The 26,996-nt window shown below is 68.4% G+C and carries 23 protein-coding genes; 12 read left to right on the top strand and 11 right to left on the bottom strand.

Translation table 11 applies throughout. From position 1 onward, the window contains the following. Nucleotides 1-24: 24 nt before the first annotated feature. Nucleotides 25-1,119 (bottom strand): M20/M25/M40 family metallo-hydrolase, encoded by a 1,095-nt coding sequence (locus tag HDA44_RS02300; protein ID WP_184830891.1) that lies wholly within the window; start codon nucleotides 1,117-1,119, stop codon nucleotides 25-27. Nucleotides 1,120-1,187: 68 nt separating this feature from the next. Here HDA44_RS02300 and HDA44_RS02305 point away from each other — a divergent pair, with 68 nt between their 5' ends. The 4 genes from HDA44_RS02305 to HDA44_RS02320 are packed head-to-tail and all read left to right on the top strand — an operon-like array spanning nucleotide 1,188 to nucleotide 5,237. Then, nucleotides 1,188-1,856, top strand: a complete 669-nt coding sequence (locus HDA44_RS02305; protein WP_184830893.1) for a GNAT family N-acetyltransferase — start codon at nucleotides 1,188-1,190, stop codon at nucleotides 1,854-1,856. Further along, nucleotides 1,849-2,493: a MurR/RpiR family transcriptional regulator gene (locus HDA44_RS02310; protein ID WP_184830895.1), complete on the top strand. Its 645-nt coding sequence runs from the start codon at nucleotides 1,849-1,851 to the stop codon at nucleotides 2,491-2,493. Before HDA44_RS02305 ends, HDA44_RS02310 begins: the two co-directional genes overlap by 8 nt. Further along, nucleotides 2,483-3,634, top strand: coding sequence for an o-succinylbenzoate synthase (gene menC, locus HDA44_RS02315; protein ID WP_184830897.1), 1,152 nt, complete (start codon nucleotides 2,483-2,485; stop codon nucleotides 3,632-3,634). The genes HDA44_RS02310 and menC overlap by 11 nt, the downstream gene beginning before the upstream one ends. 4 nt (nucleotides 3,635-3,638) lie before the next feature. Next, the gene (locus HDA44_RS02320; protein WP_184830899.1) at nucleotides 3,639-5,237 is read left to right on the top strand and encodes an N-acyl-D-amino-acid deacylase family protein; all 1,599 of its coding nucleotides are present in this window, start codon (nucleotides 3,639-3,641) and stop codon (nucleotides 5,235-5,237) included. Between the two features lie 9 nt (nucleotides 5,238-5,246). On the opposite strand, the gene HDA44_RS02325 is transcribed toward HDA44_RS02320, so the two are convergent. Beyond that, nucleotides 5,247-5,561 (bottom strand): hypothetical protein, encoded by a 315-nt coding sequence (locus tag HDA44_RS02325; RefSeq protein ID WP_238352339.1) that lies wholly within the window; start codon nucleotides 5,559-5,561, stop codon nucleotides 5,247-5,249. Nucleotides 5,562-5,583: 22 nt separating this feature from the next. Here HDA44_RS02325 and dapF point away from each other — a divergent pair, with 22 nt between their 5' ends. Both dapF and hflX read left to right on the top strand, forming a co-directional pair. After that, entirely contained in the window at nucleotides 5,584-6,429 is an 846-nt protein-coding gene (dapF, locus tag HDA44_RS02330) for a diaminopimelate epimerase (RefSeq protein ID WP_184830903.1), read from the top strand. Between the two features lie 68 nt (nucleotides 6,430-6,497). Beyond that, entirely contained in the window at nucleotides 6,498-8,018 is a 1,521-nt protein-coding gene (hflX, locus tag HDA44_RS02335) for a GTPase HflX (protein ID WP_184830905.1), read from the top strand. Between the two features lie 49 nt (nucleotides 8,019-8,067). Here the strand turns inward: hflX and HDA44_RS02340 are convergent, their stop codons facing one another. After that, complete coding sequence (locus HDA44_RS02340) at nucleotides 8,068-10,443, bottom strand: immune inhibitor A domain-containing protein (protein WP_184830907.1); 2,376 nt, start codon at nucleotides 10,441-10,443, stop codon at nucleotides 8,068-8,070. A gap of 185 nt (nucleotides 10,444-10,628) precedes the next feature. Here HDA44_RS02340 and macS point away from each other — a divergent pair, with 185 nt between their 5' ends. After that, nucleotides 10,629-11,930 (top strand): MacS family sensor histidine kinase, encoded by a 1,302-nt coding sequence (gene macS / locus HDA44_RS02345; protein ID WP_337905591.1) that lies wholly within the window; start codon nucleotides 10,629-10,631, stop codon nucleotides 11,928-11,930. Next, nucleotides 11,927-12,643: a LuxR C-terminal-related transcriptional regulator gene (locus HDA44_RS02350; protein WP_184842731.1), complete on the top strand. Its 717-nt coding sequence runs from the start codon at nucleotides 11,927-11,929 to the stop codon at nucleotides 12,641-12,643. Before macS ends, HDA44_RS02350 begins: the two co-directional genes overlap by 4 nt. Nucleotides 12,644-12,841: 198 nt before the next feature. Here HDA44_RS02350 and HDA44_RS02355 read toward each other — a convergent pair whose 3' ends face one another. From HDA44_RS02355 to HDA44_RS02370, 4 genes are all read right to left on the bottom strand, one after another. Further along, nucleotides 12,842-13,411 carry a DinB family protein gene (locus HDA44_RS02355; RefSeq protein ID WP_202887074.1) on the bottom strand — a complete coding sequence of 190 codons (570 nt, stop codon included), beginning with the start codon at nucleotides 13,409-13,411 and terminating at the stop codon, nucleotides 12,842-12,844. Nucleotides 13,412-13,588: 177 nt separating this feature from the next. After that, a complete protein-coding gene (locus tag HDA44_RS02360; protein WP_337905592.1) occupies nucleotides 13,589-15,307 on the bottom strand; it encodes a SulP family inorganic anion transporter in 1,719 nt (572 codons plus the stop codon). Further along, on the bottom strand, nucleotides 15,304-15,651 hold the full coding sequence (locus tag HDA44_RS02365; protein WP_319037288.1) for an ArsR/SmtB family transcription factor: 348 nt from the start codon (nucleotides 15,649-15,651) through the stop codon (nucleotides 15,304-15,306). Before HDA44_RS02365 ends, HDA44_RS02360 begins: the two co-directional genes overlap by 4 nt. Continuing rightward, nucleotides 15,648-15,926 (bottom strand): hypothetical protein, encoded by a 279-nt coding sequence (locus HDA44_RS02370; protein ID WP_184830909.1) that lies wholly within the window; start codon nucleotides 15,924-15,926, stop codon nucleotides 15,648-15,650. The genes HDA44_RS02365 and HDA44_RS02370 overlap by 4 nt, the downstream gene beginning before the upstream one ends. Before the next feature lie 192 nt (nucleotides 15,927-16,118). Here HDA44_RS02370 and HDA44_RS02375 point away from each other — a divergent pair, with 192 nt between their 5' ends. Then, on the top strand, nucleotides 16,119-17,285 hold the full coding sequence (locus HDA44_RS02375) for an alpha/beta hydrolase family protein (RefSeq protein WP_337905593.1): 1,167 nt from the start codon (nucleotides 16,119-16,121) through the stop codon (nucleotides 17,283-17,285). A 475-nt stretch (nucleotides 17,286-17,760) separates the two neighbouring features. Here the strand turns inward: HDA44_RS02375 and HDA44_RS02380 are convergent, their stop codons facing one another. Both HDA44_RS02380 and HDA44_RS02385 read right to left on the bottom strand, forming a co-directional pair. After that, nucleotides 17,761-18,330 carry a TetR/AcrR family transcriptional regulator gene (locus HDA44_RS02380; protein WP_184830913.1) on the bottom strand — a complete coding sequence of 190 codons (570 nt, stop codon included), beginning with the start codon at nucleotides 18,328-18,330 and terminating at the stop codon, nucleotides 17,761-17,763. Nucleotides 18,331-18,342: 12 nt separating this feature from the next. Beyond that, nucleotides 18,343-19,926, bottom strand: a complete 1,584-nt coding sequence (locus tag HDA44_RS02385) for an MFS transporter (RefSeq protein ID WP_184830915.1) — start codon at nucleotides 19,924-19,926, stop codon at nucleotides 18,343-18,345. 158 nt (nucleotides 19,927-20,084) lie between these two features. Here HDA44_RS02385 and secD point away from each other — a divergent pair, with 158 nt between their 5' ends. The 3 genes from secD (at nucleotide 20,085) to ligD (ending at nucleotide 25,418) form a co-directional block, all read left to right on the top strand. Then, nucleotides 20,085-22,385, top strand: a complete 2,301-nt coding sequence (gene secD, locus HDA44_RS02390) for a protein translocase subunit SecD (protein WP_184830917.1) — start codon at nucleotides 20,085-20,087, stop codon at nucleotides 22,383-22,385. Nucleotides 22,386-22,449: 64 nt separating this feature from the next. Next, complete coding sequence (locus tag HDA44_RS02395; RefSeq protein WP_184830920.1) at nucleotides 22,450-24,447, top strand: ATP-dependent DNA helicase; 1,998 nt, start codon at nucleotides 22,450-22,452, stop codon at nucleotides 24,445-24,447. Continuing rightward, nucleotides 24,444-25,418, top strand: coding sequence for a non-homologous end-joining DNA ligase (gene ligD, locus HDA44_RS02400; protein WP_184830922.1), 975 nt, complete (start codon nucleotides 24,444-24,446; stop codon nucleotides 25,416-25,418). The genes HDA44_RS02395 and ligD overlap by 4 nt, the downstream gene beginning before the upstream one ends. A 210-nt stretch (nucleotides 25,419-25,628) precedes the next feature. Here the strand turns inward: ligD and HDA44_RS02405 are convergent, their stop codons facing one another. Together HDA44_RS02405 and lexA are read right to left on the bottom strand one after the other, a co-directional pair. Next, on the bottom strand, nucleotides 25,629-26,138 hold the full coding sequence (locus HDA44_RS02405) for a glutathione peroxidase (RefSeq protein WP_184830924.1): 510 nt from the start codon (nucleotides 26,136-26,138) through the stop codon (nucleotides 25,629-25,631). A 48-nt stretch (nucleotides 26,139-26,186) separates the two neighbouring features. Beyond that, nucleotides 26,187-26,993 carry a transcriptional repressor LexA gene (lexA, locus tag HDA44_RS02410; protein WP_238352340.1) on the bottom strand — a complete coding sequence of 269 codons (807 nt, stop codon included), beginning with the start codon at nucleotides 26,991-26,993 and terminating at the stop codon, nucleotides 26,187-26,189. Nucleotides 26,994-26,996 lie beyond the last annotated feature (3 nt).

Here is a 26,996-nt window from a genome sequence, read left to right on the forward strand (position 1 = left end):
TCATGATCACAAGTGCACTGATGTTCACAGGGATCTGATGATCGCGGCGACCAGGTCGACTCGTTCGGCCAGGGTCGCCGCGATCACCTGCTCGTGCACGGCGTGGGCACCCTTGCCTACGGGCCCCAACCCGTCCAGCGTCGGCACTCCGAGCCACCCCGTCAGATTGGTGTCGGCCGCCCCGGACGCGGCCGCTCCGCCGACGTCCTGACCAACCGACCGCCCAGCCGCCGCGACCTCCGCCAGCAGCGCGTCAGTCGCGCCCGACGGTTGCCAGGCCGGACGGTTCGACATCACCCGCACCTCCAGCTCGGCCCCCGAACGCACCGCCGTCAGCCCGGCGACCGCGTCCAGTACGGCACGCTCTGTCTCCGGATCGACAAACCGGAACCCGATGTCCGCGGCCGCCGAGCCCGGTACGACGTTCGTCCGCCCGCCGCCCGTGATCGTGCCGACGTTGCACAACACGTTGTCGTACCCGGCGATCAGCTGCCGGACCGCGATCAACTGGTCGACGAGCTCGTCGATCGCGGAGATCCCGCTGGCCGGGTCGAGCGCGGCATGCGCCTCGCGGCCCGTGACCTCGATGCGGACCCGGGTGCTGCCCCATCGCGACGTCTTCAGATCCCCGTTGGGATGTGGCGGTTCGAGACCGAAGGCCGCGTACACCCCGGCCGACGCGGCGGTTACCAGTGCGCGCGCGGACGGCGAGCCGATCTCCTCGTCCGCGACCACGACGACCCGCACCGGCCGATGGTCACGATCGGCGACCCGCTCCAGCGCGGTCTCGAGAATGACCAGCCCGCCCTTCATGTCGAAGACACCCGGGCCATGGATGATGCCGTCCGCTTCGCGCCACGGCATCGCGTTCTCGAGCTGCCCGATCGGCCAAACCGTGTCGTGGTGCGCGAGGAAGAGCAGCGGCGCGTCGGCGGCCCGCGGTCCGCGCCCGGGGAAGTCAGCGACCAGGTGGTCGCCGGTCGGCGACGGCTCCCGGCGGACGGTCCCGCCGAGCTCGCCGTACCGGTCCGCGAGCCGGTCCGCGAACGCGTTCAGCGCGGCCGCGTCGCCGGTCGGGGTCTCCGCGGCGACGTACTCCCGAAGTCGCTCGATGATCATGGATAGTCAACGTATCATCATCCGGCCCACGAATGGTCAGCGTCGAGTAATGCGGATAGCATCAAGATATGAATCGTATCTCTGAGGTGAGCTTTCGCGCTGTCTCGCTCACCACGGCGTCCCGGTTCGCCGAGGCGTCGGAGCTGTACCGCGCGGTCTTCGGCTACCTCGACCCGGTGTACGGGCTGAACCCGCGACTGCTCGGCGCGCTGGCCAGCAACGGCGGTTCGGTGGTCGGCATCCTCGACGAGAGCGACAAGCTGGTCGCGTTCGCGTACGGCTTCTGCGGCACCGACCGGCGCGGTTTCTACCACTACTCGCAGTCCGCCGTGGTGGCCGCCGAGCAGCAGGGCCGCGGCCTCGGCCGGATGCTCAAGCACGCCCAGCGAGAAGTTGCCCTCAGCCACGGAATGTCCCGGATGCGCTGGACGTACGACCCGGCCCAGATCCGGAACGCGCACTTCAACCTGGACGTGCTCGGCGCGCGCGGCCGCTGGTACGCCCCGGACATGTACGGCCCCGGAACGGACCGGGTCGTGGTCGAGTGGGACCTGACCGTCGAGCAGCCCAAGAGTGTCGACGAGTCCGCGCTGACAGAGTTGGTCGTACCAACCGATCCGGCCGAGCTGCGCAGAGCGTTCGAGGGCCTGCTGGGCCAGGGATTGGCCGCCGTGTCGTGCCGGCGGCTCGCGGATGGCACCGGCGCGTACTACTTCGGGCCGGTCGACGATGCCTGACGATCCGCGCAACCGGGAGCTCGCCAGCCCGCAGGAGCGGTACGACGCACGCCTGCAACGCCGTTCGTCGACGCTGCTGCAGCGCCGCGTGGTCGAGCAGGAGCGCGCGTCGATCGACGAGGCTCTGGACCAGATCCTGGCCGACGAGTCGATCGCGCAGGCGGCGGCCCGGATCGTCGCGGCACGCCGGCGTTTCATCATCGGCTCGGCGAAGTCGTACGCGTACGCGTCCTTGCTGGCGTTCGATCTGGGCGAGGGGCTGTCGCAGGTGACGCTGGTCGACGGGACCGTCGTCCGTGGTATCGACATCCTTGCCGACGTCCGGGCGAACGATCTGATGGTCGCGTTCTCCTTCCGCCGGTACCGGCGGGACACCGTCGACATCGCGCGCCGGTTCGTCGAAGCCGGCGGTGAGCTGGTCGCGGTCACGGATTTCGAGGACGCGCCGCTGGCGAAGCTCGCGGATCAGAGCATCTACGTGGCGACCGGAAGCGCGTCGTACGTCGACTCGCCGACCGTCGTCGCGTCGGTGCTGCACGTACTCGCGACGCTGACGACCGCGAGCGCGAAGGGCGCGCGGCGGCGGCTGATCGAGCGGGACCGCTTGAACACGGAGCTGGGGATGTATGTCAACTGAGCTGAAGATCGTCGCGGCCCGGCTGCACCGGGTGCGGATGCCGCTGGTACACGCGTTCCAGACCAGCTCGCATCGCAAGGCGTTCCTGGATCACATCCTGGTCGAGCTCGAGGACGTTTCCGGCGCCGTCGGCTGGGGCGAGATCGCATCGTCCTCGGACCCGTACTACGCGCCCGAGACGGTCGAATCGTGCTGGCACATCGCTTCCCAGTACCTGCTACCTGCCGTACTGGGCCGATCGTGGACGCATCCGGATCAACTGCAGAGCGTGTGGTCGAGGGTGCGCGGCAACTACTTCGCCAAGGCCGGTGTCGACATGGCGGCATGGGTACTTCACGCCGAAGCCGAATCCGTGCCCTTGGCAACAATCTTGGGCGGAACCCGGACCGAGGTGGTGGCCGGCGTCTCGCTGGGGATCGAGCCGGCGATCGACGACCTGCTGACCGAAGTGCAGCGCCAGGTCGACGCCGGGTACCCGCGGGTGAAGTTGAAGATCGCGCCTGGCTGGGACATTGAGCCGGTCCGCGCGGTCCGGTCGGCGTACCCGAAGCTCGATCTGCATGTCGATGCTAACGGCATCTATACGGTTGCCGATCTCACCCATTTGCGGCAGCTGGACGAGTTCGGGTTGACGATGATCGAGCAGCCGTTCGGGCCGCGGGAGCTGCTTGCGCACGCGGAGCTGCAGCGGGCGATTCGTACGCCGGTGTGTCTCGACGAGAGCGTGGAGACGCTGGCCGATCTGGAGACCGCGATCGCGCTAGAAGCGCTGCGGATCCTGAATATCAAGGTGTCCCGGATGGGCGGACTGAGCGCGGCCCGCGCGGCGCACGATCGGGCGCAGGATGCCGGGCTCGGGGTCTGGTGCGGGGGGATGCACGAGTTCGGCGTCGGCCGGCTCGCGAACGTCGCGCTCTCCAGTCTCCCCGGGTTCACCCTCCCATCGGATGTGTCCGGCTCGGAGAAGTACTACGCCCGGGACGTCGTCGTACCCGCCGTGGTGGCCGTGGACGGGGTCGTTCAGGTGCCCACGGCAACCGGTCTCGGCGCTGTCGTCGACCGGGAGTGGGTCGAGGCGCGGACGGTCGCCGAGCTGACTTTCCAGGCCGAAGAGCTGACCCTCCGGCCAGAACAGGAGTGATTCGATGCGGATCGCGGTTGCCGGCGGCCTGATCGCCGACGGAAGCGGCGCGGACCCGGTCCCGGGCACCTTACTGATCGACGACGACCGCATCACCGCGGTGCTGCCACCCGACGCGACGCTGCCCGGCGTGGGGGAGGCCGGGGCGGGGGAGACCGGGGCGGGGGAGGCCGGGGTGATGCTGCCGGGAGCCGAGGTTATCGATGCCACAGGCAACATTATCGCACCGGGGTTCATCGATCTGCACTCGCACGCGGATTTCAGTCTCAGCTCAACTCCGGCCGCGGAAACCCAGCTGGCGCAGGGCGTCACCACGCTGGTCGCGGGCAACTGCGGCTGGTCGCCCTTCCCGATCACCGACCTGGAGACCCTGCGGGCCGGTACCGCGTTCCTGGACCCGCGGCACGACTGGTCCTGGACCGACCTCACCGGCTTCGCTGCAACGTTGGAACCCGCCGTGAACATGGCCTTTCAGGTCGGCCACTGCACGCTTCGGATCGCCGCGATGGGCGGCGCGCAGCGCCCACCGACGCCGCCGGAGTTGCGCCGGATGCAGGACCTGCTGCGTACGGCCGCCGACCAGGGCGCGGTCGGCTTCTCGACCGGACTGATCTACGCGCCCGGCACGTACGCCTCGCCGGCGGAGGTCGCCGCGCTGGTCGCGACCGTCGCCGAATGCGGCCTGCTGTACTCGTCGCACATCCGCAACGAAGGCTCCGGCCTGCTCGGCGCGCTGGACGAAGCGATCACGGCGGCGCGGGCGGGCGGAGCACGGCTGGAGATCTCGCATCTGAAAGCCGTCGGCCAGGCCAACCACGGTCTGGTCATCGCCGCGCTGGAGCATCTCGACCAGGTCGATGACGTCGATCTCGGCTGGGACGCCTACCCGTACACCGCGACCAGTACGACCCTGACCACTCGGCTGCCGAGCTGGGCGCTGGCCGGCGGCGCGCTGCTCGACCGGCTGGCCGACCCCGCCGAGCGCGCCCGGATCGCCGCTGCCCTCCGCTCCGACGCGCTGCTCGCGCCCGAGTCGGTGGTGATCGCGTCGCTGCCACCCGGCCGGTACGAGGACAGTCGCGGCCTGAACCTGGCCGAGATCGCGCGCGCCGACGGGGTGGACGCCGCCGAGATCGTGCTCCGGATTCTGGAGAACCATGACGCCGCGGTCAGCATGGTCAACCACGCGATGCGCGAGGAGGACGTCGCGGCGGTCCTCGAACATCCCCGGACAGCGGTTGCCAGCGACGGCTGGATCCTGTCCGCGACCGGGCCGGGGCATCCGCATCCGCGCAACTTCGGCACGTTCCCGCGCGTACTCGGCCGGTACGCCCGGGAGCTCGGCGTACTGGGCCTGGGCGACGCCGTTCGCCGGATGACCTCGCTGCCCGCGTCTCGGCTGGGTCTTGCCGATCGCGGGGTGATCAGGCCTGGTGCGATCGCGGATCTGGTCGTGTTCGATCCGGCGCGGGTCGCGGACAGGTCGACGTACGCCGATCCCTGGCAGTTGTCGGTCGGGGTTGAGCACGTTCTGGTGGCGGGTCAGCCGGTGCTGGCTGATGGCGTACCAACTGGGCGCCGACCGGGCCGGGTCATCGCTTGAAGCGCGCTGCTATTGCTTGGCGCGCCGCGGCGTGGTGGGGAGCTTGTAGCGCTTCGGCGCGGTCGGGAGCTTGAAGCGTTTCGGCGCGGTCGGGAGTTCGGGCGGGGCGTTGACCGGCTCTTGCGTCTCCGTTTCGAGCCAGCCGTCGTGTTGTGCGATCAGCTTCTCGGCCCGTACCTGATCGGCGTCCCGGAGCAGCACCATCCACGGGTGGTCCTCGTCGTCGTCCTCGCCGTGGAAACGCCCGCGCCGTACCTCACCGCCCAGCTCCGCGGCGACCGCGTCCGCATCCTCCTGCTCCCAGAAGTAGGCGATCAGCTCCATGCGCACACCGTACGCTGTGCGCATGAGCACGTTTCCTTGGTTGAAGGGGCATGGGACCGAGAACGACTTCGTGATCCTGCCCGACCCGGACGGTTCGGTGCACGGTGACCTGGACGCGGCGCTGGTGCGGTTTCTCTGCGACCGGCATGCGGGCCTCGGCGCCGACGGCGTGCTGCGGGTGATCCAGGGCGGCAAACAGGCGTACGTCGAGGACGGCGGCGACTGGTTCATGGACTACCGGAACGCGGACGGCTCGATCGCGGAGATGTGCGGGAACGGGGTCCGGGTCTTCGTGAAGTACCTCGCCGACGCGGGGCTGATCGACGGCAAACCGGTCCGGGTCGGCACGCGCGCCGGGATCAAGGAAGTCGCCCAGAACGACGACGGCTCGCTGACCGTCGACATGGGCGAGCCGGCGCTGCCCGGTCCGGCCGGGATCGTCGTCGAGGCAGGAGGTCACCAGTGGCCGGCCGTACACGTCGACATGGGGAACCCGCACGCGGTCGCCTTCGTCGACAGCCTGGACGAGCCGGGCAATCTGTGCGACCAGCCGACCTGGTCGCCGGGCGAGGCGTTTCCGCACGGGGTGAACGTGGAGTTCGTCGTCCGGCGCGGTCCGCGGGATGTCCAGATGCGGGTTCACGAGCGTGGTTCCGGCGAGACGCGGTCGTGCGGGACCGGTACTTGCGCGGTGACGGTCGCGGCGGCGCGGGCCGCCCGCGACGAGTTGCCGGTGACGTACCGGGTGGGCGTGCCAGGCGGTGAAGTGCAGGTGACGTGGCGTACGGACAACCACCTGGAGCTGACCGGTCCGGCCGTACTGCACGCGCGCGGCGAGTTCGATCGCGCCTGGCTGGGAATCCGCTGATCGCCCAGGGCGTTGACGTACGTAAACGGGTCGCTTGTACTTGAGGCCCGTGCCACCATGGAAGGTATATGACGACCCATTCACATGCTTTTGACGAGACCACAACTGACCGGGGCGGCGGGGCGGGGGAGTTGGGCTCAGCCGAACTTGACCTCATTGAGGGCGAGGACTCAGGCGATTCGTTGACGGGTCACGACACGTACGCCGAACAGACCACCGAAGGTCTCGAGCTGGAAGAGCGCCAGGCGCTCCGCCGGATCGTCGGCATGTCGACCGAGCTGACCGACATCAGCGAGGTCGAGTACCGCAAGCTGCTGCTGGAGCGGGTGCTGCTGGTCGGCGTCTGGACCGAGGGCAGCGCCGAAGACGCGGAGAACTCGCTGGCCGAGCTGAAACTGCTCGCCGAGACGGCCGGTTCCGAGGTTCTGGACGGCGTGATCCAGCGCCGGAAGAAGCCGGACCCGGCGACCTTCATCGGCTCCGGCAAGGTTTCAGACCTGCGCAACCTGGTCGCGTCGCTCGGCGCCGACACGGTGATCGCGGACGGCGAGCTGGCCCCCGCGCAGCTGCGCAACCTGGAGGACCGGCTCAAGGTCAAGGTCGTCGACCGGACGGCGCTGATCCTGGACATCTTCGCGCAGCACGCGAAGAGCAAGGAAGGCAAGGCGCAGGTCGAGCTGGCCCAGCTGCAGTACATGAAGCAGCGGCTGCGCGGCTGGGGTGGGAACCTGTCCCGCCAGGCCGGTGGCCGGGTCGGCGCGGCCGGTGGCGGTATCGGTGGCCGTGGTCCCGGCGAAACCAAGATCGAGACCGACCGGCGCCGGATCAACACCAAGATCTCCAAGCTCCGCCGCGAGCTGAAGGCGATGAAGAGCACCCGCTCGACGATGCGCCAGGAACGCCGCCGGAACGCGGTTCCGTCGGTGGCGATCGCCGGGTACACCAACGCCGGCAAGTCGTCACTGCTGAACCGGATCACCGGCGCCGGGGTGCTGGTCGAGGACGCGCTGTTCGCGACCCTGGACCCGACCACCCGGCGGACCACCACCGCGGACGGTCGCGTGTACACGCTGACCGACACCGTCGGTTTCGTCCGGCACCTGCCGCACGACATCGTCGAGGCGTTCCGCTCCACCCTCGAGGAGGTCGCGGACGCGGACCTGCTGCTGCACGTGGTCGACGGTTCGCACCCCGACCCGATGGCGCAGATCCAGGCGGTCCGTGAGGTACTGGCCGAGATCGAGGCGAGCGACGTCCCCGAGATCATCGTGATCAACAAGGCCGACGCCGCCGACCCGCTCGCGCTGGCCCCGATCCTGCACCGCGAGCCGACCGCGATCGTCGTCTCGGCCCGCACCGGCGAAGGCATCGACAAACTCCGCGAGTTGCTCGAAGGCGCCCTGCCGCAGCCGCACGTGGCACTCGACGTCCTGCTGCCGTACGAGCGCGGCGACCTGGTCTCCCGGATCCACTCCGAAGGCGCGGTCGACCAGCTCGAACACACCGCCGACGGCACCCGGATCACCGCCCACGTCCACCCCGACCTGGCCGGCGACCTGACCCCGTACCAGGTGGCCACCGCCAAGTAGCCCACGGGCACGTCCCCCGGAGATCACTCCGGGGGACGCGCTTCGGGTGTTACTTACGCTTGGACACCTGAACCTTCATCGAGGTGCCGGTCTTCGAGACGACCTTGATGTTCACTCCGTTGTTCGGGACCTTGACGCTGCTCGTCGGCAGGTCCGCGGACCAGTACGACTTGCTGTCGTTGAAGGTCCGGACCGCGCTCTGGCCGCGGATGTAGCTCGGCTGCCCGTTGAGGTGCAGCGTGAACGAGTCCGCCTTCTCCAGCCCGAACGGCGCGTCGTACGCCGAAACCCGCGGTCGCCACACGTTCCCGTCCATGCTGTTGATCGGCGTCGGATGCGAGTCGATCGGCAGGATCAGGCCGGAGCCCGGGTGCTCGTTGGTGTTGTTGTCCTCCTGCGACGTGTCCCAGTACCAGATCAGCAGACCGTCCTGGTACGGGAAGTGCTCCGCCTTGCGGGCCTGCGTGCTGAGCCAGCCGTAGTTGTACGGGCCGGTCTGCAGGTGCTTGTCGTAGTCGACGTAGTTGATGTTCGACGCCAGGTAGTAGTTGTCGTACAGACTCGTGTACGACGCCCCGGCCGCGCTGAACCCCTTCAGTGTCCACCCGTCCGGCGAGGTCTCCGCGCCGGAGCTGAGCACGGTGGCAGAACCCGACGTCACCTTGATGTCGTCGGCGAAGAAGCCGAGTCCGCCGGTCGCCGGGTCGGTGGCGTACCGGAACTGCAGCGTGATCGTCTTCCCGGCATACGCCGACAGGTCGAACGTGGCCGGCACCCAGCCGTTGCTCTTCCCGTCGATGCCGTTGCCCTCGGCATCCTTCGTGATACTGCCCTTGATCGGCTTGGCGCCGGAGCCGTCGTTGACGTCGACGTACGCGTAGTCGCACGCCGTCGTACCGCAGTCCTCGATGTCCCAGTTCGCCTGAAAGGTCAGACTCGCGGGCTGGCCGGCCGGGAGCGTCACCTGGCGGCTCATCGTGTTGCTCAGCATGTTGCCCTGGCCGCTCCACCAGGACTTCGTGCCGGCTGCGGGCGGTACGAGCTGGTGCTCCACCTGTTTCTTCGGCAGCGTCACCACCAGACCCTGCGCCTTCGCCGAGTTGTACTCGTGTGGGCCGAGCTCCACGGTCCGGTTCTGGCCGGAGTTCACGATCTCGTAGTCGAGCCAGCCGAGCTGCAGTTTGTCCCAGCTGTTGAAATCGGCCGCTTGCTCGCCGATTCCGCCGTCGGACGGTTTGCCGACCCGGCTCTGCGCCATCATCGTCCACCAGTTCACGCCGTTCTCGACGGCCGCGCCCGAGGTGTCGTACTCGTCCGGCAGCCCGAGGTCGTGCCCGTACTCGTGCGCGAAGACGCTGACGCCGCCGTTCTCCGGCTGGATCGTGTAGTCGCCGACGTACAGCCCGGTGTCGCCGACCTGCGCGCCGCCGTTCGGGTTGTTCGAGGGGCCACCCGGGAACCCGGCGTACCAGCGGTGCGACCAGATCGCGTCCTCGCCCTGCCACGGGTCGCGATCGGCCTGGTCGCCGCCGGAATGCACGATCTGGAAGTGGTCGATGTACCCGTCCGGCTCGTTGAAGTTGCCGTCACCGTCGTAGTCGTACCGGTCCCACTGGTCGAACGCCTTCAGGCTCGCGGCGATCTGTGCGGTGGTCTGGCCCTGCGCCTTCTGGTCCGCGACCCACTGGTTGACCGCGTCCTGGACCAGGTTCCAGGTGTTGCTGCAGACGTTGCCGGCGCACGGGTAGCCGTTCGAGCGACCGTACCTGGCCTCGTTGTACTTCACCTTCACCCAGTTGGTGACCTGGCCGGACACCGAGTACCGGCCGGAGGACTGCTTCTCGTAGTACTTCTTCACCGAGTTGCCGTTGCCGAAGTACAGGTCCTGGTAGTGCTTCTGGTTGTAGTTGGTCTGCCAGATGGTGGAGTTGTCGACAGCGCGATCCGGTGCCGGGATCTCGTTGTGCAGCGGGCCGTCGAACCGGGCCGGGCCGGGAATGCCCGCGTTGGTGTCCTGGTCCGGGTAGTTCGGGTGCCGCTCGTTGCCGAACTCCGCCAGGATGACGAAAATCTGGTCGGTCTTCTCACGGGACAGCTCGACGTACTGGTCGACCTTGCCCTTGGCGTTCTTCGTGCCCTTGGCCCCCGCCGCCTTGGCGCCGAGGTTGACGACGGTGCTGCCGTTGCGCTGCTCGGGTGTCGCCGTGCCGTTCAGGACCTTGGTGAGGGCCTCCTGCCGCAGATCGCGGCGCTTGTCCTCCAGCGGACTGGACAGGTCGTCCGATGCCGCCGCGGCCTCGCCGGCGCTCGGTGCGGATCGCTGTGTGGGCGGTGCGGCGACGTTGCTCGCCGAGGCCGCGGCCATGCCGAGCCCGGTCGACGCCGCCAGAGCCAGGCTGAACAGCCCGGCAGGTAGCTTGCGCACGATTCCCCCTCCGATTCTGTCACTGAATGTGATCGAAGCTCCCCCGAGCGTGTTTGCCCGGGACGGTACGGGCAAACCCGGAAGGGCTGAAGTGGATCCGCGAAGAAATCTTTCAACGCGCGGGAAAACCTTCTGAGTAGAAGGGCTCACGCGGCGCGGCGGACATCCTTGGCAGACTGTCCCGGGTGGAACGGTCCAAGGCGGAGCTGCCGCAGGGTGAGGCGTCGCGGGTGGAGACGTCGCGGGTCGACGCGGCGCACGGTGAGGCGTCGCGGGTCGATGCGTCGGACGGTGAGGCGTCGCGGGTCGATACGGCGCGGGTCGGGCTCTCGCCGGTGGGGCTCTGGCGGGCGGGGCTCGCGCGGGTGGGGCGTGGGGGTGACGACCCGTTGCAGCCGTTGTGGCGTGCGCTGGTCGCGTTCCGCGCGATCACCTGGGCGTTCGCCTGCGTCGGCGTCTGGACCCGCTGGGACGGCATCGCCCGGCCGTCCGGCGCGGTCGCGCAAATGGCGGTTATGGGCCTGTGGACACTGATCTCGTCCTATGGATACAGCCGCCGCTGGGGCCGCCGGAACACCCGGCTCGCACTCGCCGATCTCGTCATCACGGCCGCTTGCATGTACGCCACGCTCTGGGCCCAGCCGCTCGTCGACATCCGCGCCGGCGCATCCGTACTCACGTCGGTCTGGGCCGCCGGACCGGTGCTCGCATTGGCGATCGCCCGCGGGCGTGACGGCGGCCTGGTCGGCGCGGCGACGATCAGCCTCGCGTTGCTGTCCCTGCGCGGCCTCGAACATCCGTCCAAGATCCTCAGCAACGTACAACTGCTCCTGGTAGCCGGTTTGGTCGTCGGGTACGCGGCGACCACGATGCGACAAGCAGACGCGCGCCTACGCGAGGCGATCGCGACCGAGAGCGCGACCGCGGAGCGCCTGCGGCTGAGCCGTTCGATCCACGACGGCGTACTCCAAGTGCTCGCTCAGGTCCAGCGCCGCGGTACCGCGATCGGCGGCGAGGCAACCGAACTCGCCACCCTCGCCGCCGAACAGGAAGTTGCCCTCCGCACCTTGATGTCCGCCCGCCCAACCATTGCCCAAGACAACCAGATCGACCTGTGCAGCCTGTTGTTACCGCTGGCCACGACCCGGGTCGATGTCGTCGTACCCGCCACCCAGGTCCTGCTGCCCGCGACCGTTGCCGCCGAACTGGTTGCCGCGGTCAAGGAAGCGTTGAGCAACGTGTCCAAGCACGCCGGCCCGGACGCGCGTTGCTGGGTGACCGTCGAAGACCTCGGACCGGAGATCGTACTGTCGGTTCGCGACGACGGCGTCGGTACCACCCCCGCCCGGCTCGACCAGGCCCACGCCGACGGCCACCTCGGCGTCAGCCAGTCGATCCGCGGCCGCGTCACGGACCTCGGCGGCACCGCCACCGTACGCACCGCACCCGGCGAAGGAACCGAATGGGAACTGGTGATCAGCAGATGACCCGCGTCATGATCGTCGACGACCACCCGATGTGGCGCGAAGGCGTAGCCCGCGACCTCACCAGCCGCGGCTACAACGTCTGCGCAACCGCCGCCGACGCCACTAGCGCAGTAAAAATAGCCCTCGCCACCCACCCCGACGTAATCATCATGGACCTCCAACTAACCCCAACCCCCACCCCCGGCTCCGCCGCGGGGGCCTCCGCCGGATCGTCCGGTGCTGGTTCTGCTGGTTCCTCCGGCTCTCGGTTGAGTTCCGGCGTGGACGCGACGCGCGAGATCACCGCGGCCCTGCCCGACACCCGCGTCCTCGTACTCTCCGCGAGCGCCGAACAGGAAGACGTACTCGCCGCGGTCAAGAACGGCGCCTCCGGCTACCTGGTGAAATCAGCCTCCCTCGACGAATTCGACGACGCCGTCCGCCGCACAGCCGAAGGCGACGCCGTCTTCACCCCCGGCCTCGCCGGCCTCCTCCTCGGTGAGTACCACCGCCTCGGCCCCGGCCCCGAAGTCCCACACCTGACCACCCGCGAAACCGAAGTCCTCCGCCTGGTAGCCCGCGGCCTCACCGCCAAACAAATAGCCACCCGCCTGGTCCTGTCCCACCGCACGGTAGAAAACCACGTCCAAAACACCCTCCGAAAACTCCAACTCCACAACCGAGCCGAACTGGTCCGCTACGCAATCCAAAACGGCCTAGACACCCCCGACTAACCCACGCCGGACATTTCGGCTCTCGCCGTGGGCTGCCGCCTACGGCTCGTGCTATCACGCGGTCGACGACACTGTCCGCGACGTCTGCAGCGATCCCGATCGAACCCCAACGCGGGTGGATGTCTTTACTGCCCCAGTCAAGCCCAGAGTCTGCGTAGTCTCCGAGTGTGGATGGGACCTCCGGGCCGCCCTGTGGCCCTATGTTTGTGACTTGCCATACCCGTTCCGCAAGTAGAGGTCGCGGAGCAGGCAAATCTCCGCGCCATGGTGAATGATCTCGACGTTCGAATACAGCATCTTTCTGGCCATCGGCGCGTGGGCGAAGGCGGGTGGCTCGCCTTGAGGCTGTGCGAGTCCTGCCGTGCCGAGGCTGCGCACACCGTTGACCCAGGTCGCGTACTCGTCATCAAGCTGCTGCAGCGCCTCCCGGGCGGTGCCCGCGTAACAGAATGTCGCCACACTGGTGGCCTCGCGGCCGAAACGCTTGCTGTTGGCCGATGCGAACTCGCCGATCAGATGCGCCAGCCGCCAGGCGATTGTCGTCACAGGCTCCTGCTCGTAAGGCGGCTCACCGTAGTCCATGGTGAAATCGCCGGCCCCGAAGGAGATCGGCGCAGAGCTTTGACCTCGTCGGCTGAGTGTCCAGCAGTCGGGGACCGGCTGCCAGAAGTACTCGTCGTCGGTCAGCCCATCCAAACGGGGCCTGAGTTGATGCCGCCAGTGCGACTCGATCTGGTCGACCACCTCGGCGTTCCAGTCAATGTCCATCCGCAGACGGTAGCCGCTGACCGGATCTCAACGATCGGTTCCGAGACTTGCGAACCGGCCGGGCTCACTTTGGGAAGCCACCGCGCATCAGCCGGCCGTCCAAGCAAACGGTGGCTTCTCAAAGTGCCCCACCCATCAATGGCTGGAGCGATTGATGGCAGGCCGCGGCAGGGGGAGCTACGCCGCTGGTGGGGTCTTGTCGGTGGTGACGGGCCCAGTGGGTCGGAGGACGCCGGCCTGGTGTAGGTGGGATCGGGCGGCGTTGATGGCTTCCGGGGTGGTGGTGAAGACGTGGCCGGCGTGGCGGAGGTTGTTGGTGACGTCCAGGGCGTCGAGGGTGCGGTGGTGGCCGGGGCGGATGCCGGACATGAAGACGGTGATGCCGCGGTGCTGGAGTTTCTCGATGGCGTCTTTGAGTACGAGGGCGCCGCTGGCGTCGATCGCGCTGACGGCTGACATGCGCAGGATGACGATCGAGACGTGCGCGACCTCGGACAGTTCCAGCAGGAAACGGTGTGCCGCGAACAGGAGTGGCCCGTCGATCCGGTACGCCACGATGTGCTGGTCCAGGAGTGCGCGTTCTTCGGCCGTGTGGTCGCCGGGCAGGTCTGGGTGCAGCGGCATCTGCCGGATGCGGGCGGCTCTGGCGACGGCTCGGAGTGCGAGCGCGCCGGCGACGACGAGACCGAGGAGTACGGCCTTGACCAGGTCGAGCGCGAGGGTCGCGGCGGCAGTGAGGATGAGGACGATCGCGTCTGATCGGGTGGCGCGGGTCATGGCGCGGATGGAGCCGACCTCGACCATCCGTACCGAAGTGGCGAGCAGGACCCCGGCCAGTGCCGCGAGCGGGATCTTCCCGACCAGCGGTGCCGCCGTGTAGATGATCGCGGCGAGGAGAGCAGCGTGAACCAGTGCGGCAAGACGCGATCCGGCTCCGGAGCGTACGTTGACCGCGGTCCGGGCGATCGCGCCAGTAGCAGGAACGCCTCCGAACAGCGGGGTGATGAGGTTGGCGAGGCCTTGGCCGAACAGTTCGCGGTCCGGGTCGTGGCGGTGGTTGACTCCCATGCCGTCGGCAACGGCTGCCGACAGCAGCGACTCGAGCGCGGCGAGCGCCGCGACCGCCAGCGCCGCACCGGCCAAGGAGCCGAGCGCGGCGGGGTCGATGAACGACAAGGAGGGCGCCGCGAGGCCGGTGGGCAGCGTTCCGATCCGGGCGACGTTCAGGCCGGCGAGTTCGACGATCACGGCCGCGGCCGCGACCGCGAGGATCGAGAAGGGCACGACCGGCCGGATGCGGGCGCCGGCCAGGATGGTCAGCGCGACGATGCCGGCGATCGCGACCGCGGTCCAGTTGGGGTTCGCGGCGAAACTGGCGATCGAACGGGCCGCGACGACGATGATCTGGTCGCCGTGCGGTGTCGCGACGCCGAGCGCCGCGGGTAGTTGCTGCAAGCCGATGACGCAGGCGATGCCGAGCGTGAACCCCTCGACCACCGACGCGGGCACGTACGCCATGTAGCGGCCGGCGCGCGCGTACGCCAGACCGATCAGGATCAGGCCGGCCATCAGCCCGACCGCGAGCACGCCGGCGGCGCCGTGCGCGTGCATGATCGGTACCAGGACGACGGTCATCGCGCCGGTCGGTCCGGACACCTGCAGGCCGGAGCCGCCGAAGAACGCCGCGAGCGCGCCGGCCACCACGGCGGTGGTGAGCCCGGCAGCCGCGCCGAGTCCGGACGAGATGCCGAATCCGAGTGCGAGCGGAAGCGCGACGATCGCCACGGTGAGCCCGGCGACCAGGTCACGGCGGGGCTGCCGCGACATCGCGGCCAGATCGGTGCGCGCGGGAAGCAGCGACCGCGTCCGCTGCCAGACCCCGAACCCGGCACTCACCGACCGGCCGACTCGGCGTCGCGTAGTTCGGCGAGTAGTTCGCTTTGGCCTGTGAGCAGTTCGGTCAGGATGCGGCGCGCGATCCGCAGCAGTTCGGCGACGTCGCCGCCGGCGAGTTCGTACACCACGGTTGAACCCTCACGCCGCGACGTCACGATGCCGTACCTGCGCAAGACCGCCAACTGCTGGGACAGACTGGACGGCTCGATACCGATCTCGGCGAGCAGGTCGCGTACGGGTCGCGGGCCGTCCTGGAGCAGCTCGAGTACGCGGATCCGGACCGGATGACCTAGCAGCCGAAAGAACTCCGCCTTCGCCTGGTACAACGGCACCGGCGCGGTCACCGCTCACCACCCGGCCCCACGACATCATCACCGGAGCCGCCGGAGCCACCCGTGACGAGCGCCTCGCCCGTGACGAGCGCTTCGTTCGGGTTGAGCGTGATGTTGTGCTCCATGGCGATCCGCAGCAGGCTGTCGAGTTCGCCGGTGCGGATGTCTACCGCGTAGAAGTCGCCCTCGGCACTCGCCACGTCCAGCGCCAGCCTCGCCTCCCGGACCCGCCGCCGCAGGTCCGCCGCGAACTCACTCGTCTCCACCAGCGCTCCTGCCCTCGACATCCACGGTCAGCTTGATGATGTAGTGAATTGAAGAATTCTGCAACTCGTGAACCAGGCGTGCTCGCGTCAGGCAGTCACCTACCGCTCGAAAGTACTGGTGCGAACAGGTCTTTCGGTCGGTGTTGGGCGCCGGCGATCGATGACAGGGTCGGGGTCATGGAATCTCGATTCTCTTGGTACAGAAGGGCATTCGTGCTCCGGTGCGTATTGGTCGCCGCCGCCGTGCTGCTCTCCAGTACGACCGCCGTCTCCAGCAGTTCAGCGGCGCCGCGCGTCACGCCGTCCCTGCCGGCTCCGACCGGACCACACCTGGTCGGCACCACGTCGCTGTATTTGAAGGACACGTCTCGCCGGGACCCGTGGGTTCCATCGGCGCGGGCGCGGGAGCTGATGGTTTCGCTCTGGTATCCAGCTCGGTCGCCGGGCGCGCACCCCGCGCCGTACATGACGGCCAAGGAGTCAGAGCTACTACTCACCAGCGCGGGGATCACCACCGTCCCGTTGGACATTTTGAGTAAGACGCGCACCCACGCGTACGCCGATGCTCGCCCAGCCGGACGGCATCTTCCGCTGGTGGTGTTGTCGCCTGGGTTCACCTGGCCGCGCAGTTCGCTGACCGCCCTGGCCGAGGACCTCGCGAGCTGGGGGTACGTGGTGGCCGCGGTCGACCATGCGTACGAGAACGCGGGGATGACCTTCCCGGACGGGCGGGTCATCGGATGTACTGCCTGCGATTTCATGGACAGGCCAAACTTCGAGCCAACCGTCATCAACGGCCGCGCCCGCGACATCTCCTTCGTACTCGACAAGCTGACCGGACCACGCCCGAACCAAACGGCCCGAACTGACCGAACCGGGTGGTCCTTCATCGGGCCGGGGTTGATCGATCGGTCCAGGATCGCGATGGCGGGGATGTCGATCGGTGGCGCGAGCGTCGGCGAGACGATGCTGACGGATCCGCGCGTACGGGCTGGGATCAACCTGGACGGGACCATGTTCAAGGACCTGCCGGCGAGCGGCCTGTCGCGCCCGTTCCTGATGTTCGGCCAGAACGCGCCCGACGCCTCCTGGGACCGCAACTGGCAACACCTGACCGGCTGGAAACGACGCCTCGCGGTAACCGGCGCGGTCCACGCATCCTTCACCGACTACGACGTCGTCACCCAGCAAATCAACGTGGACCTTGGGAGCCGGCTTCCTGGCACGCGCTCGGTCGACATCACCCGCGCGTACGTCCGCGGCTTCTTCGACCTGACCTTGCGCGGCAAACCCCAACCCTTGCTGAACCACCCATCACGGCAATACCCCGAGGTCACGTTCACCTCCTCAAGTGCGGCGGGCAAGCCGACCCGCTCCTAGGCCGAGCGGCGGCCTCACGTGCGGGCGCTGGTGTTTCGTACGCTTGCTGACAGTTTCCCGTTCGACCCGAAGGACTGACCCGTGCCCGACCGCCCCGAGATCGTCTGCATCTGCGGCTCTGTCCGGTTCATGACGCACAGGAGCTGATCACCCCAGAACAGAAAACGGCACTGGCCGCCCTCCACCTCCGCAAGATCGACCTGGCCGACCCGCATCCTGATCGTCAACCCAGGCGGATACATCGGCGAGTCCACCAGCAAGGAAATCGCCTACGCCAAGACCACCGGAAAGCCGATCACGTTCACGGACCCCGCCTGACCAGCAGGCAGGTCGTGGGTCCAGCGGTCGACAATCCCAGGCCAACCTCGAAGCGCAGCAACTTGGCATGACAGCTGGGAGGTCTGGCGAGTGCCGGGCTGCCCGGTGGTGGCCCAGAAGCCTTCGGCTGGAGCCGGAAGAGGCACACCCGTCGGTTCTATTGGCTGGTTCGACGTAGTGCCTTGCTGAGGACTGTGCGGATGCGGTCCGGGTTGGCTTCCTCCTCGTTGAGCAGGATGGCCGTGCAGAGGCCGTCGGAGAGCGCGACGATGGTTTCGATCGCGTCGGGGTCGTCGGTCTGGGTCCGAGCAAGTTCCGCGACATTTTCGCGCCAGCGCCGGGCTACCGGGCGGAGAGCGGGTCGGCGGGCTGCCAAGGTGGACAGTTCACGTTCGGCGAGCGCGCGCTCCCGGCCCGGGCCGGCGGACTCCGCGATCAGGTGGGCGAGACCGTCGATTGGCTCATCGCCGGACTCGATGAGTTGGCGGATGCGGCGGGTGTACTCGTCCGTGACGGTGGTCAGAGCGGAGACCAGCAGGTCGTCCAGGGTCGCGAAGTAGTACAGGGTCAGACTGGTGGTGATCCCAGCTTCCTTGGCGACGGTACGGTGGGTGACCCCGGTGGCTCCGTCGCGGCGGACGATCGCGAGCGTCGCCTCGATAATCTGGGCCCGGCGACGTTGGCCGCGCAGTCTGCGCCCATCGCCAGTGTCGTGTTCGGCCGTCATCTGTCCTGCTCGTCAGTGCGTCGCTGGATTACTTGGGTCCGCGGCGGACGACCGGTGGTCGCCGTTCGTGTTCGTCGAGGCTACCGGCTCGGTGCCGTGGTCGGCGTCGTCGAGCGGCCGGAGGTGTCGCAGTGTCGCAAAGCAGGCCAGCGCGGCAGCTAGTACGGCAAGGCCGGCGACCACGGCGGCGGTGTTGAGTCCGCTGGTGAACGCGGCGCGTGCCTGGTCGAGCGCCGATGACGGCAACTGGCGCGCGAGGGACGAAGCTCCGGCAAGACTGCCGCCGTAGGTATCGGCAGCGGTTGGTGACAGCCCGGCCGGGGCCTCAGTCTCGCTTCGGTAGATGGCCGTGGTGAGGCTGCCCAGGAGCGCAACCCCTGCCGCGATTCCAAGTTCTTGAACGGTCTCGGAGAGTGCCGCCGCGGATCCGGACTTCTCTGCTGGTGCTGCTCCGACGACGATGTCAGTACCGAGTGCGGCGATGACGCCGAGTCCGAGGTAGACGAAGGCGAATCCACCGACCACACTCAGTCTGCTCTCGATCCCTGCGAGGGCAAGCAGCACGTACCCGGACAGCGACAGTGCCAAGGCGGCCGACATGACGACGCCAGGCCCGATGCGACCGGCCAGCAGTGGGGCTCCGATCGCCCCGATGAGCATGGCCAGCGCGGGCGGACCCATCCACATTCCGGCCGTCGTCGGCGAGAGGTCCTGGACGAGCTGCAGGTACTGGGTGACCAGGAACATCACCCCGCCGAACCCCGCCAGGCCGATCAGCAAGACGGACAGAGCCGCGGCGAAGGTGCGGCTGGTGAAGAGTCTGACGTCCAGCAACGGTTCGCTCAGGCGCAGCTGACGACGGACGAATGCGACTGCCGCGGTGCCACCGACCAGGACGGCGGCCGATGCCTGGAGGTCGATGCCGTGGGCAGCCGCATGCTTGACCGCGTAAACAATCGGCAGCATCGCGGCGAGGGACAGCACGGCACTCGGCAGGTCGAGCGGACCGGCGGGTGCCCGGTACTCCGGCAGCAGCGCCGGCGCACCAGCCAGTACCAACGCGGCAACCGGCACGGCGATGAGGAAAACCGCACCCCACCAGAAGCCGGCGACCAAGGCTCCACCCACGACTGGGCCGGCGGCCATCCCCAGGGCGAACATCGTTGCCCAGACGCCGATTGCCAGCGCTCGCTGACGAACGTTGGTGAACATGTTGCTGACCAGTGACAGCGTCGAGGGCATCAGCGTCGCGCCGGCCACGCCGAGCAAAGCTCGCGCCACGATCAGCAGGACGGCGCTGGTGGCAAAGGCCGCGAAGACCGACGCCGCGCCGAAGGCTGCCACCCCGATCATCAGCAACCGGCGCCGGCCGATCCGGTCGCCCAGGGTCCCCATCGTGATCAGAAAGCCCGCGATGAAGAAGCCGTACGCATCCATGATCCACAGCGTCTCGGTCGCGCTCGGATTCAGATCCGTGGCCAGGTTCGGCGCCACGAGGTAGAGAGCCGTCACATCAAGCCCCAGCAACATCGTCGGCAGCGCCAGCAGCGCAAGCCCCAGCCACTCCCGCCACCCCGCACGCGCCGCCGGTCCCATCCGCACCACATCCCAACTAATTGAACGTAAGTACTATTTGTACCATGGTTCAATAACTATGAGTTGAATGGCTTCCGTACACTGTGCGTTCCACAAGTCTGTGGATGCTCTCTGTCATGACACCCGTACGCTGGGTGCCCACCTCCGGAGGATCTTCGGTGAACCGGTCGTCCCTTGTCCGTGCTCTGCTCGCGCTCCTGGTGCTCGCGGCGTCGACGTACGTCACGTTGACCGCGAAACCCCAACTCGGCCTCGACCTGCGTGGGGGGACGCAGATCGTCTTGGAGGCGAAGGATTCGCCGACGGTGAAGGCGACCAAGGAGACCACCGACAAGGCGACCCAGGTGCTGCACCGGCGCATCGACGCGCTCGGGGTGAGCGAGCCGAACGTCACCCGGCAGGGTGAGAACCGGATCATCGTCGAGTTGCCGGGCGTGCAGGACCCGCGTGAGGCCGCGAAGGTGATCGGCAAGACCGCGCAGCTGACGTTCCACGAGGTGCTGGACCAGGTCGCGACCAAGCCGGCCAAGCCCGCGGCGGGGGAGACGTACCTTCCCCCGGAGAGTGGTCAGGGCCTCCTGCGGCTGGCGAAGCCCGCGATGACCGGTGAGCTGGTCAGTGGTGCCGACGGCCTGCTCGACCCGCAGCAGGTCGCGCAGGGCTGGTTCGTGGACATGAAGTTCAAGGGCGACGGCGGCAAGATCTGGGCGAACATCACCGGCAAGGCGGCCTGTCAGCCGGTCGGTACGCCGCAACGCCTGATCGCGATCGTGCTCGACAACGAGGTGATCAGCTCTCCGCAGGTCGATCCGAACGGTGGCAACCAGCTCTGCAACATCGGTATCGCCGGTGGTTCGACGACGATTTCCGGATCGTTCGACGAGGCGGGCGCGAAGGATCTGGCCGCGCTGATCTCGGGTGGCGCGCTGCCGGTGCCGGTCGAGGTGATCGATCAGCGTACGGTCGGCCCGTCGCTCGGCCAGGACGCGATCCAGGCGAGTGCAATGGCCGCGATCATCGGTCTCGCGCTGACCGCGCTGTTCATCATCATGGTCTACCGCCTGGTCGGCCTGATGGCGGTACTCGGCCTGATCGGGTACGCCGCGATGTCGTACGCCGCGCTGACCGTGCTGGGAGCGACCCTCACCTTGCCTGGCCTGGCCGGCTTCGTGCTGGCGATCGGGATGGCGGTGGACGCGAACGTCCTTGTCTTCGAGCGTGCCCGCGAGGATTACATCGCCGGGCGTACGGACGGACTGCGCCGATCGCTGCGCAGCGGCTTCCAGAACGCGCTGTCGGCGATCGCCGACTCGAACATCACCACGATCCTGGCCGCCGGCCTGCTGTTCTTCCTGGCGGCCGGCCCGGTGCGTGGCTTCGGCGTCACGCTGTCGATCGGCGTACTGGCGTCGATGCTGTCCGCGCTGGTCGTGACCCGGGTGCTGGCGGAGTTCGCGGTGTCGCGTGGTTTCGTCCTGCGACGCCCGAAGCTGAGCGGGATCGCCGGTCACGGGCGGGTCCGGGTCTGGCTGGAGTCGCGGCAGCCGGCGTTGATGAAGCACAGCCGGCGCTGGCTGGTGATCACCGCGGTCGCGATCATCGTCAGCGTCGCGGGCGTCGCCGTACGCGGCCTGAACCTCGGGATCGAGTTCACCGGCGGCCGGCTGCTCGAGGTGAGTACGGCGCAGTCGATCACGCCGGACCAGGCCCGCGCGGCGGTCGCCGAGGCCGGGTACCCGACCGCGGTCGTGCAGGCGTCCGGCACGGATGACATCACCGTCCGGACCGGGACGATCAGCGACGACGAGGCGGAGAAGATCCGCGAATCGTTGTCCCGGATCGGCGGCGACACGGACGTACTGCGGAACGAGAGTATCGGCCCGTCGCTCGGTGAAGAGCTACGGAACAAGGGCCTGATCGCGCTCGGAATCGCATTGCTGGCCCAATTGGCGTACTTGGCCGCGCGCTTCCGGTGGACGTTCGGCGCCGGCGCGGTGCTGGCACTACTGCAGAACGTGGCGGTCGTGGTCGGTGTGTTCGCGTGGACCGGGAAACCGATCGACGGCATCTTCCTGGCCGCGATCCTGACCATCATCGGTTACACGGTGAACGACTCGGTCGTCGTTTTCGACCGGATTCGCGAGACCCGCAACGCCCGTGCCACCGACGGGCTCGGCAAGATCATCGACACCGCGATCGTGAACGTACTGCCACGGACGATCAACACCGGTATCTCGACGCTGTTCATCCTCAGCGCGCTGCTGTTCCTGGGCGGCGACTCGCTGTCCGACTTCGCGCTCGCGCTGCTGCTCGGCATCATCGTCGGCACCTACTCGTCGAACCTGACGGCCGCGCCACTGCTGCTCGAGCTGGAACGCCGTTTCCCGGCACCGCCGCCACGCCCGAAGCGCGCCCAGGTCGACCGCGACGCCCAGCCGGATCGGGGCGCCGTCGTCTAGCACATCGAGTTGTCCACACCCTCGCCCGCCGGACCGGAAATCTGTCCGTCGCGCGGGCTAGGGTGTGGCGGTGGGTGTTGATGTGCGGGAGCTGCTGGAAGCGGCCGTGGCCGGGATCGCGGGACAGACACGGCCGGGGCAGGTGGAGATGGCGCAAGCCGTGGACACCGCGATGCACGACGGTTCGCATCTCCTGGTCCAGGCCGGCACCGGTACCGGTAAATCCCTCGGGTACCTGGTGCCAGCGCTGATGCACGCGATCGAGGACCGCCGGGTCGTCGTCTCCACCGCGACGCTCGCACTGCAGTCCCAGCTCGTCGACCGCGACGTACCGGCGCTGCTCGACGCGACCGAGAAGCTGCTGCCACGCCGGCCGAAGTACGCGATCCAGAAGGGCCGGAACAACTACGCCTGCCTGCACCGGATTCGGGAGGGCGCGCCGGACGAGGACGGCATGCTGGTCGACGTACCGCCCGCGGGTGAGGTCGGCCGGCAGGTGGTCGAGCTCCGCGAGTGGGCCGAGCAGCAGCTCGCCGACGGCGCGGCCGGTGACCGCGACCACGCGCCCTCGCACCAGTACCAGGCGTGGCAGCAGATCGCGATCGCCGCGCGCGAGTGTCTCGGCGCGCAGAAGTGCCCGTACGGGGAGGAGTGTTTCGCCGAGAAGGCCAAGGAGCACGCCCGGAAGGCCGACATCGTCATCACCAACCACGCGCTGCTCTCGATCGACGCCTTCGAGAACCGTACGGTCCTGCCCGAGCACGATGTGGTCATCGTCGACGAGGCGCACGAGCTGCCCGCCCGGGTCACCGGCGCGGCCGGCGACGAGCTCTCGCCGCAGATGGTCGAGCGCGCCGCCAAGCGGGCCCGCCGGTTCGTCGACGACGACAAGGCCGACGACCTGATCGACGCGTCCGACGCGTTGCGTGCTGCCCTCGACGGCACCCGCGAGGGCCGGATCGAGCCGTCCAACGCCCCGGTCCTGGAGGCAGCCGGCCTGATCCGGGACGCGGCCCGCGGGCTGTACTCCGACCTGAACAAGAAGTCCGACGACAAGGACGACGACCCGGACGGCGCCAAGCGGCAGTCGAAGGGCGCGGTCAAGGAGATCTTCGACGTCGCCGAGCGGGTCGCCGCGCTGAGCGACGCCGACGTGGTCTGGATGATCGACCGCGACCGGTTCGGCCGCGAGCTCCGGATCGCGCCGCTGACCGTGGCCGGCCTGCTCCGCGAGCTCGTGCTCCGGGACCGGACGGCCGTGCTCACCTCCGCGACCCTGACGCTCGGCGGCGACTTCGACGCGATCGCCCGGCAGGTCGGCCTCCGGCCCGCCGACAAGCTCGACGACGACGATGAGATGCCCGAGCTCGACCCGGACGCCGAGAAGGGGCCGCTGCCGTGGCGCGGTCTGGACGTCGGTTCCCCGTTCGAGTACGAGAAGCAGGCGATCCTCTACGTCGCCAAGCACCTGCCGCCGCCGCACCGTGACGGTCTCGGCAAGAAGCAGTTCGAGGAGATCATCGACCTGATCACCGCGGCCGGCGGACGTACGCTCGGCCTGTTCTCGTCCCGCCGGGCGGCGGAGGCGGCGACCGCGGCGGTTCGCGAGGGGACCGACCTGAAGGTGCTCTGTCAGGGCGACGCGCAGCTCGGTGAGCTGGCCCGCGAGTTCGTCGACGACCCGGAGACGTCCCTGTTCGGGACGTTGTCGCTGTGGCAGGGCATCGACGTGCCCGGCTCGACCTGCAACCTGGTGATCATCGACCGGATTCCGTTCCCGCGCCCGGACGAGCCACTGATGGCCGCCCGCCAGCGCGCGGTCGACGAGGCGGGCGGCAACGGCTTCATGTCGGTCGCGGCGACCCACGCCGGGCTGCTGCTCGCGCAGGGTACCGGCCGGCTGATCCGCCGCAGCTCGGACCGTGGCGTGGTCGCGATCCTCGACCCCCGCATCGTCACCCAGCGGTACGGTGCGTTCCTGCGCGCCTCCTTGCCTCCGATGTGGCCGACGGCCGATCGTGAGAAAGTGCTCGGCGCGTTGAAACGGTTGCAGTCCACATGAGCGCGGTGGCCGGTCCGCCGGTGCTGCCGATGATGGCGGCGCTGGGCGAGCTGCCTGCGGGCGCGGGCTGGTCGTACGAGATGAAGTGGGACGGCATCCGGGTGATCGCCGAGGTCGACGACGGCGTCTGCCGGTTGTGGTCGCGGAACAGCCACGACGTGTCCGGCGGGTACCCCGAGCTGATCGGCCTGGCCGAGGCGCCCGGCCTGCGGCTCCCGGCGGTGCTGGACGGCGAGATCGTCACCCTGGACGAACACGGCGCGCCGTCGTTCGGCCTGCTGCAGCGGCGGATGCACGTCCGCGACCCGCGCCAGCTGCGGCACCTGATCACCGAGGTGCCGGTTTCGGTACGACTCTTCGACCTGCTCCGGTTCGACGGCAAATGGTTGCTTGAGGCAACGTATGACGACCGGCGCGGGCTGCTCGAGTCACTCGACCTCGGCGACCCGTTCTGGGAGATCCCGGCGGCGTTCCAGGACGGCGACGAGGCGCTCGACCTGTCCGCGGCGCAAGGACTCGAAGGCGTGGTGGCGAAACGCCGAAAATCCAGGTACCTGCCGGGCCGGCGCAGCTCGGACTGGATCAAGGTCAAGCCGGTGCTGACCCGCGATGTCGTGCTACTCGGCTGGCACCCGGGGGAGGGGAACCGGGAAGGCCGGATCGGCTCGTTCTACTGCGGGGCGTATGCCGAGCCGGGCGGCGACCTGGTCCTGATCGGCAAGGTCGGATCGGGCCTCGACTTTGCCACCCTGGAAATGCTCAGCGCCGAGCTGGCCGGCCTGGAGATCGACCGCCCGGGGTTCGATCCGGCGAGTATCCCGGCCACCGACCAGCGGCGGGCGCACTGGCTGGACCCGGTGCTGGTGGCCGAGGTGACCTACTCGGGCTGGGGCGGTGACGGACGGCTCCGGCATCCGGTCTGGCGCGGTTTACGCCTCGACATCGACCCGGAATCGGTCCTGATGTCCTGAGCCGGAGGTTGGACCCGGTCACCGCCGAGCGTTTCGCCGGGCCGCAACCTGCCCGGAAAGCTGCAATTGCCGGTATTTGCGACATGCAGATCATCGGCAGAAGTGTTCGAAATGCGGTGAATGCACTGCGTCGCTGCGACGCTTTCTGTTCAGTTGTCGCAGAATTGCGCCCAACAACAGTTGCGTACGGCCCCGAAACCGCGGCTTGGGTCAGTCGTTCGTTTCCCGCGACGGTGCCGGCACCGCCAGTGCGGCCTCGACCTTCTCGGCCAGCTTCTCCGGCGTCGCGGTCGGCGCGTACCGGGCGATCACCGCGCCGTCCCGGCCGAGCAGGAACTTGGTGAAGTTCCACTTGATCCGGCCGCCGAGCAGGCCGCCCTGCTCGCGTTTCAGCCAGTTGTACAAGGGAATCGTCCTCGAACCGTTCACCTCGATCTTGGCGAACATCGGGAACGTGACGTGGTAGATCGTCGAGCAGAAGTTCGCGATCTCGTTCTCGTCACCGGGCTCCTGGTGGCCGAACTGGTCGCAGGGAAACCCGAGCACGGAGAAGCCCTGCCGACGGTAGGTCTTGTAGAGCTTCTGCAGCCCCGTGTACTGCGGGGTTTGGGCACACTGCGACGCCGTGTTCACCACCAGGAGCACCTGGTCGCGGAAATCGGCAAGAGACTGTTCATTGCCTTCGATCCGCGCCGCGCTGAAGTCATAGACAGTCGTCATGACTCAATGCTGACATGACCCGCCGGACTTCGCAGGCCGTCTCCCATGTCAGACGCGACGCAGAACTGTAACGACCTTTCCGAGAATGGTCGCGTCGGTGCCGTCGATCGCCTCGAAAGCCGGGTTGTGCGGCAGCAGCAGGATCTCCGTCTTGGTCTTCTTGAACGTCTTCACGGTCGCCTCGCCGTCGATCATCGCGGCCACGATGTCGCCGTTCTCCGCGGTCGGCTGCTGCCGGACGACCACCCAGTCGCCGTCGCAGATGGCCGCCTCGATCATCGACTCACCCTTGACCCGGAGCATGAACAGCGTGCCCTCGCCGACCATTGCCTTCGGCAACGGGAAGACCTCCTCGATCTCCTGCTCGGCGAGGATCGGTCCACCGGCGGCGATCCGGCCGACGACCGGCACGTACGCCGCATCTGGGTGCGCGTCGCCGGCCCCGGTCTCGTCGTACGACGTCTGCCGGACCGGGCCGAGCGCGGACCGCCGGGCCGCGGCGTCCACCTCGCCCGGGTAGCGCACCTCGATCGCCCGTGGCCGGTTCGGGTCGCGGCGGAGCAGGCCCTTCTGCTCCAGCACGCGGAGCTGGTGCGACACCGAGGAGGAGCTGGTCAGGCCGACCCGCTCACCGATCTCCCGCATCGACGGCGGGTAGCCCCGGCTGTCCACCGAGTCCCGGATCACGTCCAGCACCCGGCGCTGCCGCGGCGTCAGCCCGGTCGCGTCGGCCGGCCCGTCAGGCAGTTCGCTGACGGTCCGGTCCGCGGCCTTGGCCTTGTCGGGAGCCTTGTCCGCTGCCTTCTCCACGCCTGTGCGCTCGTCCTTGCTGGAACCGCTCGGCGTCCTGGCCATCGC

Origin of the sequence: Kribbella solani, assembly GCF_014205295.1 — a bacterium.
Lineage (GTDB): Bacteria > Actinomycetota > Actinomycetes > Propionibacteriales > Kribbellaceae > Kribbella > Kribbella solani.

Excerpts from the sequence above, each read along its gene's own strand:
- hflX (WP_184830905.1), top strand. The coding sequence starts at position 6,498 with ATGACGACCCATTCACATGCTTTTGACGAGACCACAACTGACCGGGGC.
- HDA44_RS02405 (WP_184830924.1), bottom strand. The coding sequence starts at position 26,138 with ATGACGACTGTCTATGACTTCAGCGCGGCGCGGATCGAAGGCAATGAA.
- HDA44_RS02320 (WP_184830899.1), top strand. The coding sequence starts at position 3,639 with ATGCGGATCGCGGTTGCCGGCGGCCTGATCGCCGACGGAAGCGGCGCG.
- HDA44_RS02380 (WP_184830913.1), bottom strand. The coding sequence starts at position 18,330 with ATGACGGCCGAACACGACACTGGCGATGGGCGCAGACTGCGCGGCCAA.
- HDA44_RS02300 (WP_184830891.1), bottom strand. The coding sequence starts at position 1,119 with ATGATCATCGAGCGACTTCGGGAGTACGTCGCCGCGGAGACCCCGACC.
- HDA44_RS02355 (WP_202887074.1), bottom strand. The coding sequence starts at position 13,411 with ATGGACATTGACTGGAACGCCGAGGTGGTCGACCAGATCGAGTCGCAC.
- lexA (WP_238352340.1), bottom strand. The coding sequence starts at position 26,993 with ATGGCCAGGACGCCGAGCGGTTCCAGCAAGGACGAGCGCACAGGCGTG.
- HDA44_RS02350 (WP_184842731.1), top strand. The coding sequence starts at position 11,927 with ATGACCCGCGTCATGATCGTCGACGACCACCCGATGTGGCGCGAAGGC.
- dapF (WP_184830903.1), top strand. The coding sequence starts at position 5,584 with ATGAGCACGTTTCCTTGGTTGAAGGGGCATGGGACCGAGAACGACTTC.
- HDA44_RS02310 (WP_184830895.1), top strand. The coding sequence starts at position 1,849 with ATGCCTGACGATCCGCGCAACCGGGAGCTCGCCAGCCCGCAGGAGCGG.
- menC (WP_184830897.1), top strand. The coding sequence starts at position 2,483 with ATGTCAACTGAGCTGAAGATCGTCGCGGCCCGGCTGCACCGGGTGCGG.
- HDA44_RS02385 (WP_184830915.1), bottom strand. The coding sequence starts at position 19,926 with ATGGGACCGGCGGCGCGTGCGGGGTGGCGGGAGTGGCTGGGGCTTGCG.
- HDA44_RS02370 (WP_184830909.1), bottom strand. The coding sequence starts at position 15,926 with ATGTCGAGGGCAGGAGCGCTGGTGGAGACGAGTGAGTTCGCGGCGGAC.
- HDA44_RS02305 (WP_184830893.1), top strand. The coding sequence starts at position 1,188 with ATGAATCGTATCTCTGAGGTGAGCTTTCGCGCTGTCTCGCTCACCACG.
- HDA44_RS02325 (WP_238352339.1), bottom strand. The coding sequence starts at position 5,561 with ATGGAGCTGATCGCCTACTTCTGGGAGCAGGAGGATGCGGACGCGGTC.
- ligD (WP_184830922.1), top strand. The coding sequence starts at position 24,444 with ATGAGCGCGGTGGCCGGTCCGCCGGTGCTGCCGATGATGGCGGCGCTG.